The organism is Streptomyces sp., assembly GCF_036566765.1.
GTDB lineage: Bacteria > Actinomycetota > Actinomycetes > Streptomycetales > Streptomycetaceae > Streptomyces.
Genome location: NZ_DATCVQ010000536.1, coordinates 25,746 through 34,983 on the forward strand (window position 1 = coordinate 25,746; position 9,238 = coordinate 34,983).

Below are 9,238 nucleotides of genomic sequence, written 5' to 3' on the forward strand. Positions count from 1 at the left end.
TGCTCAGGCGCCGTCGGCGTCGAGGTGGATGGTGATGCCGTCGATCGCCGCCTTGAGTTCGGCGACGATCGCGGCCGGGTCGAGGTCGCCGATTCCGGCTGCGAGCGTTGCGACAGCTTCGACGAGCTTCTCGTTCGTCGCCTGCAGCGCGGCCAGCCGCGCGTCGGTACGGCGGGCGACGATCTCGACGTTGCTGAGGCCGGTCGCCGGGGCGATGTACGGGTTTTTCGCGGCCGTGGCCGGGTTGGGGTTCTTGTAGAACCCATCCGTCAGCCACGTCGCTTTCGGCAGAACCTTGACGACCTCTGCGGCGATCTCGGCGGCGGTGGGCATGTCTTCCTCCTCGGGGGCCTGGCCGGTTGCGCGGGCGACGATCGCCGGGAACACGACCTCTCGGAATTGCGTGACCCGCGCGTCGCCCGGGCAGGCGTGAGCGTTGGGGTTCCATGCGTCGAACTGCTTGTGCCAGCCGTAGCCGGGATCGCTGGCGCTGCGGCAGATCTGCAGCGGGATGCCGTGCTTCTGGTGCAGCCACACGCCGAGCTGGATGAGCTGCTCGACCTGCGCCGGAGTCCACGGGTCGGAGGCCTGCAGGTTCGAGGCGGTCTCGATGGACACCGCGCCTGTACCGTCTGGGCGCAGGTTCGCTGAGGCGTTCGCGTCTGCGCGGGTCTCGGTCCCGATGTACTGGGCGAGGTCACCCTCATAGCCGAGCCCGAAGTGGCTTTCCAGGTTCGTCGAGTCGCGCCAGTACTCGTAGGTGCGCTTCGCTGTCCATGGAGCGGCCAGCGAGTGCACGATGAACTGGGTCGGGCGGATGGCGGCCTGCGAGTCCGACTCGGGCTGGAGTTCGAGTCTCGTGGCGCCGGGATACCAGGCCATGCGGGCCCCCGTTCTCACGTGAAGGAATCAGGTCTGGTCGAGGAGGTCGCCGGCGGCGAGGAGCCGGATGACGCCCTGCATCTGCCGGGTCAGTGCCGGCACCTGGCCGATGTGGTCCGCGTTCGTCGCCGTCCCGGCCGCCACTTTGTCGAGGTAGGCCCGATTGCTGGCGAGGGCGGCACGCACCTGCGCCAGGAGTACGGCCCGGTTGATACGGCGGACATCGTCCGATGCTGCCGTAGCCGCGGAGGCGTTCTCGGCATCGGTGAACGGCCGCTCGATGACGAGGGCACCGTTCTCGTAGCGGCGATAGGTGTGCGAGGGCACGTCCCACTGCTCAAGAACAGAGCCGTCCCGGCGTTCGGAGGTGAACGGCGGCGGTGGATTCTCCGGCGGCGGGGGCTGTTCTTCAACGGGCGAGGACACGGGTCACGCCGTGTACGTGACGACAACGACGACGCCGTCCGCGCCGGCCCCGCCCGTCTGCGCTGTGCCGGCAGCGGTGCCGCCGACCGCTCCGCCGCCACCGCCACCGGGCGCGTACCCGGTGGTGCCGGTCGCCGCCGACGCTGTGACAGCCGGCCCGCGGCGCATGGAGCCGAGGACGCCGCCGGCGCCACCCGTTCCGGTGAATGCGGGGGCGGCCGAGATGACGACGCCGTTGCCGCCGTCATGGCCACGCAGCAGGACGTCGCCGGTGGTTCCGATGCCGGGAGCGCCGCCGCCGACTGCCTGGGTGCTGGCGGACTGCAGTCCCGGGCCGCCCCCGGTACCGCCGCCAGCCACGCAGTGGCTGCCGAATGACGTGGCGCCGCCGTTGGAGCCGGCGTTGGCCGTTGCCCCGGACGCCGTGCCGCCGGCGCCGCCGGCGCCGATCGTGACAGACACGGTGGACCCCACCGACGATGCGGCCAAGACACGCCTCGCGTACCCGCCGCCGCCTCCGCCGCCTGCTGCAGACGCTTGCGATGACGACGTGTCCGGCACACCGCCTCCGCCAGCCCCTCCACCCACCGCGACCACGTCGATGACGAGGGCCCCGGCCGGTTTCGTCCACGTGCCGGACGCGTCGAAGCGCTGGATGTTGACGTTGCCGATGATCAGCGCGTCGGCATTCGTCGCGAGGGTCTGCAGGTGCTCCCAGAGCCTGGTGTGGTCCGTGGACTCTGGGTACGTGATGCCTTTGGTGGTCTGCTGCGTCACCCGTCACTCCTTCTGGGCATGCAAAAGCACCGCCGGGGCGGGGCTTTGAGGGGTTGATGGGTTACGAGCTGCGGCGCCAGTAGATGGTGAGCACCCACGCCGCCGACCAGGAACCGCGCCCGGCGAACCGGATGTACGGGTCGTCGCTGCTGATGGAGATGGCGAGGCCGCCGCGAGTCCCGTCGACCATGGCTTGTGCCCACGAGTTGGGAATCGTGAAGCTGGAGGTCGACGAGTTGACCGCGAGGGACGGCCCGCTCGTCGTCTCGTTGAGGGTGGGCGCACCGGCGGGGCGTGTTGATTGGGAGACGAGGCGCAGGGTGGGTGTGCGGGCGGCGAAGTCGCCGGCCGACAGGCGTTTCGCCTTGAGCGTCGCTTTGGTGACGGTGGCACCGGACAGGGAGCGCGGTTTGGAGCCGTAGAACGCGCAGCCGGTGTTGCGGCCGTAGCTCGAGCCGCTGTAGCGGCCCTGGAAGGTGTCGGCGTCGGATACGGGTCCAATGTCGGTGCGCCACTTGCCGTCGCGATAGCTGGCGGTCGCGACTGGTGAGCAGACGAGACTGCCGGTGGTGACGGTTGGTTTCGGTGCGGGCGCGGTGTCGCCGGGGTCCGGCTGTGGGTCGCTCGATGGCGTCGGCGGCGGCGGAGGCACTGCGGGGGCTGCGACGGTGACGGCGATCGCCCAGTACACCGAGCCGTGCCGGACGATGAGGAGTTGTGATCCGGCGGTGACGGTGAGCCCGGAAATGGCTCGCACCGCGATCTCGATGCCGCCGACGGATACCGTGCACGCCCCGCTGGACACGCTCGTCAGCGCTTTCGCCACGAGTGTGTGGCGGGAATCCAGGGATGCCTTCAGGTCGGCGAAGTCCGGCACGGCACCTCCCTCATGCGGCGAGTGTCCGCACCGTGAGCCGCTCCTCGCCCGGCGAGTACGGCAAGGACAAAGACTCGATGATGCAGGGCGTCGAGGTGAGTCCGGCGCCGGTGAGGGTGACGATGTCGCCGGTTACCAGGCCCGGGTGGGGCACCATCGTCACGTCGAGGCGCCGGCCGGTCGTGCGGCGCAGCCGGGTGAGGGTGGTCGTCGCGGCGTTGCGGCACTGAGTGACGGTGGTCAGCAGCGGCGACGAGTAGAAGTACGGCACCGCGAGCGGGCTGAAGGGGCCGTCGTAGCGGGTCGGGGAGATGGAGTCGAGGTCGTAGGCGACGCCCTGGATCTGGTTGCCGTTGGCGTCCTCTCCGCGGGCGACGACGACGTTGAATGCCCCGTCGCGGGAGGTGGCTCCCTGCCAGCGGATCACGGTCCCGTCGGTGCCGTCCGTCAGCGCGAGTACAGAGCTGCCGGCGTCGGAGACGGGTTCGATGCGCAGGACGCCGTCTTCGTTCACGCGGGCGTCGGCCGGCCACGTGTCGAGGAGTTCGGTGAGTGCTCCCATGCGGTCGTCGTCCCATTGCATGCCGACGGGGATGGACCGGTCGGTGAGCAGGCCGTCGACTTCGACGGTGAGTGCGGGTTCGACGAGGGCGCGCGCGGTAGACACGAACGTGCCGCTGGGCTGGAAGGGGGCCGAGAACTTGGCCTCGTCGATCAGTGTGAGCAGTCCCTCCGCCTGCACGCTGACGGTGTCGCCGTCCGTGGAGGATTCGGTGATCAGGAACCATCCGCGGTCGATCCATTCGTAGTCGCCGCCAACGTCGATGCCGTAGGAGATGTGGAGCTGCTGCCCGTAGGCGGCGAGGGGATGGTCGGGTTGCAGGGGCGCCCAGTCGGTGCCTGCGTCGCGGCGCGGAATGGTGAGGGTGACGCGTTCCGGGACGGCCAGGGTGCGGTCGCGGTCTTCCGAGCCGTCCGACACGGGGATGTCCGCGGCGAGGAGTTCACCGCCCAGCCAGGACTCGGCGCGCACGGCCAAGGTGAAGGACCGTTGGACGATGGACAGTGCGGTGTCCGACATGGTCAGCACGGCTACACCCCGAAGTCGAAGAGGGCTACGGCGAGCAGCGTCGCGAACGCGTCGGACAGATCCTTGAGGGTGGTGTAGTTGTCGGCGATGTCCTGCAGCGTGAACCCGGCGGCCTCAAGGGTGTCGGGCCAGTCGTCGGCCTGCACGACGTTCAGCTGGAACCAGCTGTACTCGTCGAACCAGTTGGGGTCTTCGTTGTCGTCGAGGAGCGCGTAGGTACCGTCCAGGCGCGACAGGCTGGTCTGCTTGCGGACGAGGATGACCCCTTCGGTGGCGCCGTCGAGGACTTCGTTCAGCGCGTCCCCGTCCTCGTCGGTTTCGGTGCGGACGGTGAAGGTCCCGGAGCGGGTCGAGCGCGGTTTGCCGACGACGATGATCCGGCCGCCCACGTTGAACTGGCTGGCGTCGCGGTCGCGTTTCCAGCCGAGCGGCGACTCGATTTTCACCGCTGCGCCGATGCCGCGTATCGCGTCGGAGATGACGTCGCTGCTCACGGTGGATGTGATGGACCCGGAGGTGACCTCCCAGGTGTTGCCGGCGCTGTCGATGAGCTGGGCCACGTAGGTGACGGCAACGTCGAACGGCTGCTGGGCGTCCACCCGCAGCAGCGCTGTCTGCCCGGTCACATCCACTGCGGAAGCAGCCCGCACGGCGGTGCGGTCGGTGCCGGACTGCCGGTAGATGGTGGCCGAGGTGATGTCTTCGGCGAGCATGCCGGTCACGGAGACCAGGGTGCGGGGCGGGAACACCGTCTGGGCGGTGGCGCTGATCGCGGCGGACGCTTCGCGGACCCGTAGCACGCCTGCCGCGCCGATGGATGCTGAGCTGAGGGTGGCGGCCAGCGTGGGGGCCTGTGTTCCGCTGCCGGACGACACGGCGCCTGTCGCGGTCGCGAGGCGGGAGTCGTGGCCCGACGTGATGGTGTCGTCTGCGCGTTCGGTGATCGTGCCGAAGGTGATGCCGGTCGCGGTGATGGCCTCGGCGCTGAAGGCGCTGGTGGACAGCGGGATTCCGTACCCGATGACGACGAAGTCACCGGCCGCCCAGGTGAGAGTCGTTGAGGACGCTGCGGAGAAGCCGGTGCCGCTGGAGGTGTCTTCGGCGAACGCTGCAGACCACCGCCAGCCGGTCCCGGCCGAGCGGGACAGGCTGTAGATGCGCGCGGCGATCGTCGACCCCGTCCCGGTGGGGATGGCCACGGTCGGGGCCGTGTCGGAGCCGAGGAGTACGCGCACGAAGAAGGTGACCCGCCTCGGCCCGGTGCCTGCTCCGAACGAGCCCCCTCCCCCACCGAAGGAGCCGGCCGCCGTCCACCCGGACGGGGTGGACGGGATCGAGTCGCTGGGGTGACCGGAGACGACCTGGAGGATCGCAAGCTGGCCTGCTGCGACCCCGGCCGGCAGGGGCGGTGTGATGGTGTCGGTGTGCTCGGTGACCGTCCCTGCCGCCCCGTAGGAGATCGTCACGCTCGCCTCCCCCTCCGTGCCCGGTGGGCCTGGCTTTGCTCCGACGCCTTGATTTTCGGTTTGACCTGGACGTCGATGAGGTCCCGCAGCCGGTCGTCGTTGAAGTGGACGTGGACGTCTTGGCCGGTCGCCTCAAGGGCGGCGGCAAGGCGCTCCCACAGCTCCTCGTCGCGGTGGCCGCCGTTTCGGCCGCTGGCTGCGGTCGGTACGTAGCGGCGGCGCATGGTGATGCCGCTGGCGGTGTCGGCCATCCGCTGGGCTGCGGCGCCGACGAGGGGGGTGTGCAGGTCGATGCCGTGGACCATGCCGAGGACGACCTGTTTGCCGATCTCGTCGCGGAACACACCCGACGGGGACTTGATCTTCAGAGCCTTCTTGATCTCTTTGACCAGGGATGTGGCCAGCTTGTTGATCTGCTTCTGAAGCGCCTTCTCCTGCGCCTTGAGTCCGGCGAGGAAGCCCTTCCCTGCCTGCTTGCCCGAGTCGAACATCGCGTCGGCGATGCTGCGGCCGTAGGAGTCCGACAGCTTCTGCCCGGACTTGGCGAGCTTGTTCAACTGGGCGATCTGCCCCTTGTTCGCACTGGCCAGGAGCCGGGCGAGCTCGCTGCCCGGCCCGGCCTCGGCGAGCTGGCCGAGCAGATCCTTCGACAGGCCCCGGCCCTTGAGCCATTTCACCTGGCTCGCGAACGTGCTCGCTTCGGCCTGCTTCGACCGCATCTCCGAGATGAGACCGCCGACGGTGGTGGCCGACGTGCCCGTGACGCTGAACGACTCACGCAAGGAGGCCGCCTGGTCGGTGGCGTACCGCCTGGCCTGAGCGAGCCTCTTCTGGACGCTGGCCCGCTGGTCGGCGAGCTTCTCCAGCCTGTCGCCCTTCTTCAGCACGGACTTCGCGAGCCGGTCGAAGCCGGCGTTCAACAGCTTCGTCGAAATGCTCTTGATGGCCGAGGCGATCGCGGACGACGAACCGGTCTCGATCTTCTTCAGGAAGCCGGTGGCGAGCGTGTTGGAGATCGACACCTTCGCCGACCGCCTGGCGTTCGCGAGCGAGATCTTCGCCGCCTCCAACTGCTTCTTCGCCGCCTCCAGTTCCCTCTCGGCCGCTTGAACGCCCTTGTGCCGCCGCTTCGCGCGCGCCACCTTGTCCCGGGCGTCCTCTACCCGGTCCCTGGCGCGACGGTAGCGATCAGCCGCATTCGAGATGGTGCCCGACGCGTACCCGGGCAGCTTGATGCCGTTGGACTTGGCGAACAGCATGGACTGCTGGTGGCTGAGGACGTCCTCGCCGCCACGGAAGTTCACCAGCTCCGGGCCCTTTTCACCCACCCAGGCCAGGCCCTTTGCGGCCCCGCCTGTGCCTGCCGCATACCAGTGCGGGCTCCGGGCCTGCCACGCGCCGTAGGCGGCGGCCGGGCTGCCGTACCGGGACTTGATGTATTTCAAGCCCCACCGGATCTGGGTTTGCGGGTTGGTCAGGTAGTCGGATCCCTCGCTGGCCATCTTCGACGCGGGCAGCGACTGCGGGATGCCGTGGGCGCCAGAGCTGGCGTTGTGGGCGAGCGGATTCCATCCGGATTCGCCCATCCACAGCGCCTTCAGTGCGGGCCACTGCGCTGGCCCCCAGCCGTAGGCCTTCAGCATCAGCTGCGCGTACTGCTGTGCGCCGCCCTTGACGCTGGAGTCGCCGAGACCGATCGCGCCGCCGACGCTGGCGAGCGCGTCGAGGGCCTTCTTGGGCAGCCTGCCGATCGAGACGAGGCCCTTGGACACGATCGACGAGAGTGCGTGCGGCAGATCCCCGAACACCTTTTTGGCGAGCACGGTGCCGGAAGTGGTGGCGAGGCCCTTGAAGAGGCCGCCCACCAGATGGCCGCCGATCTCGGCGAACACCGTCGACGGCGAGTGGATGCCGAAGAAGGATTTCACCGCGTTGACGACGGGGTCGATGAGGTTGGACTTGATCCAGTGGCCGATGCCCTTGACCGCGCCGACGATGCCGTCCTTCAGGCCGGAGATCAGCGCGCCACCTTTGCTCCTCAGCCACGTACCGGCGGCCCGGAAGGCGCCGGTGACCGGGCTGATGACGCGAGAATTCGTCCACGAACCGATGGCCCTGGCGCCACCCACGATGCCGGACTTCAGGCCCGACACCACGGACTTGCCTCGGGTTATCAGCCAGGATCCGGCGCGCGTAAAGCGGCTCAGCACGGGTGTGATGATGGTGCGCACGGCCCATGAGCCGATGGCCCTGGCCCCGGCGACCGCGCCCGCCTTCAGGCCGGACACGATCGACCGGCCGCGCGTCAGCAGCCACGAAGCGGCCGACGTGAAGCGGGACAGCACCGGCTGGACGATGGTGCGCCACGCCCACGAACCAATGGCCTTCGCCGCGGTGACGACGCCGTCCTTCAGGCCGGTGACAACCGCCCGGCCCTTACCGATCAGCCAGCTGCCGGCCCTGGCGAACGGCTTCACCAGCCAGCCGACGACGCGGCCGATCCACTCGCCGATCCGGCCGCCTACCTTGAGCAGTCCGCTACCGAGCCCCTTAATGAGGCGCTCACCTGCGGCAGCGAACCGGCCCACATAGCCGAGGATGTTCAGGGCCATGTTGTCGATGAACTGGCCCAGCTTGCCGGCCGATCCGGGGAAGACGCGGACGAAGCCCTTGACGATGCCTTCCCAGACAGCCTTCGCGAACCGGCCGAGGGGCTTGAGGACGAACTTGCCGAGGCCCTTCTCGAGGAACCCGCCCAGGCTCCCGATGCCGCGGAGCAGCGGCTCGAACACCTTCAGGAACGGAATGTTCTTGAACACCTTGCCCAGTCCGCTGGCCAAGCGCCCGATGGGGATGACCGACAGCACCGCGATGATGGTGTCCAGCCAGTGCTTCTTCCAGAAGTCGAGGCTGAACAGGGGCGCGAACAGGTTCGTGATGAACCCGATCGCGAGGGGGATTGCGGCGCCGCCGAACGCTTTGCCGACGTCCACGAAGTCGATCTTCCCGAGGATTCCGGCGATCTTCTTGCCGAAGTCGGCGGCGTGCTTGCCGACCCAGCCGATCGCATCCGACAGCCCCTTGCCGAGGATGCTGCCGAGGTTGCCCCAGTCGATGTCCTTGAAGCCGCTCTGGATGGCGTCGTGGATCTGCTGACCGATAAGGCCGGCCTGCGACTTCGGCACGATCTCGGGCATCTTGTCGACCCGCGGCATCGAGATGTTCTTCATGCCCTTGCCGGACAGGCCGGCGAAGAAGTCCGCAACCGCGGACTTCGCTTCCCCAAGGTTCTGCTTGATGTCGCCGACGGGAACGAGGTTGCCCATGAACCGCTTGAAGCTCTGGGCGGCTGGGATGCCCTTCTCGGTGACCCAGTTGGCGAAGCCGGTGGTCGCCCGGGTGATTCCGGACAGGGCCTTGGTGGCGACGGTCAGGACACCGCTGTCGCCGATGGCGATCATCAGGCCTTCCCAGGCGTTGCGCAGCCTGATGACCTCGCCTCTCCAGCCCTTCATCTGAATCTTGGAGATGCGATCGGCTGTGCCTCCGCTGTTCTCCAGTTCCTTCGTCAGGCCGACGAGCTTGTCGGAGCCCTGCTGGATCAGCGCGGCCATACCGGGGCCGGCCCGCTGACCGAAGATCGTCATGATCTGGCCGGTGGTCGCGCCCGACTTGGCCAGCTCGCCGACGATCTGGTGCAGGGGACGCAGCTTGCCGTCC

7 protein-coding genes are annotated in these 9,238 nt (G+C 68.6%); all 7 read right to left on the minus strand.

Features of this window, described 5'->3' with window-relative positions; all coding sequences use genetic code 11:
- Positions 1 to 3: 3 nt before the first annotated feature.
- Entirely contained in the window at positions 4 to 882 is an 879-nt protein-coding gene (locus VIU94_RS31255; protein WP_331916529.1) for a peptidoglycan recognition protein family protein, read from the minus strand.
- Positions 883 to 909: 27 nt separating this feature from the next.
- The gene (locus VIU94_RS31260; RefSeq protein ID WP_331916531.1) at positions 910 to 1,308 is read right to left on the minus strand and encodes a hypothetical protein; all 399 of its coding nucleotides are present in this window, start codon (positions 1,306 to 1,308) and stop codon (positions 910 to 912) included.
- A gap of 3 nt (positions 1,309 to 1,311) precedes the next feature.
- Positions 1,312 to 2,085 carry a glycine-rich domain-containing protein gene (locus tag VIU94_RS31265; protein WP_331916533.1) on the minus strand — a complete coding sequence of 258 codons (774 nt, stop codon included), beginning with the start codon at positions 2,083 to 2,085 and terminating at the stop codon, positions 1,312 to 1,314.
- Positions 2,086 to 2,146: 61 nt separating this feature from the next.
- Positions 2,147 to 2,962, minus strand: coding sequence for a hypothetical protein (locus VIU94_RS31270; protein WP_331916535.1), 816 nt, complete (start codon positions 2,960 to 2,962; stop codon positions 2,147 to 2,149).
- 10 nt (positions 2,963 to 2,972) lie between these two features.
- On the minus strand, positions 2,973 to 4,043 hold the full coding sequence (locus tag VIU94_RS31275; protein ID WP_331916541.1) for a DUF5047 domain-containing protein: 1,071 nt from the start codon (positions 4,041 to 4,043) through the stop codon (positions 2,973 to 2,975).
- Between the two features lie 11 nt (positions 4,044 to 4,054).
- The gene (locus tag VIU94_RS31280) at positions 4,055 to 5,518 is read right to left on the minus strand and encodes a hypothetical protein (protein WP_331916537.1); all 1,464 of its coding nucleotides are present in this window, start codon (positions 5,516 to 5,518) and stop codon (positions 4,055 to 4,057) included.
- Positions 5,515 to 9,238: aggregation-promoting factor C-terminal-like domain-containing protein (locus VIU94_RS31285; RefSeq protein ID WP_331916539.1), on the minus strand; the 3,724-nt coding region annotated here is incomplete at its 5' end. The genes VIU94_RS31280 and VIU94_RS31285, both read right to left, overlap by 4 nt.

Bases quoted from the DNA above. Each gene is read 5' to 3' on its own strand.
- VIU94_RS31275 (WP_331916541.1), bottom strand. From the start codon at position 4,043: ATGTCGGACACCGCACTGTCCATCGTCCAACGGTCCTTCACCTTGGCC.
- VIU94_RS31255 (WP_331916529.1), bottom strand. From the start codon at position 882: ATGGCCTGGTATCCCGGCGCCACGAGACTCGAACTCCAGCCCGAGTCG.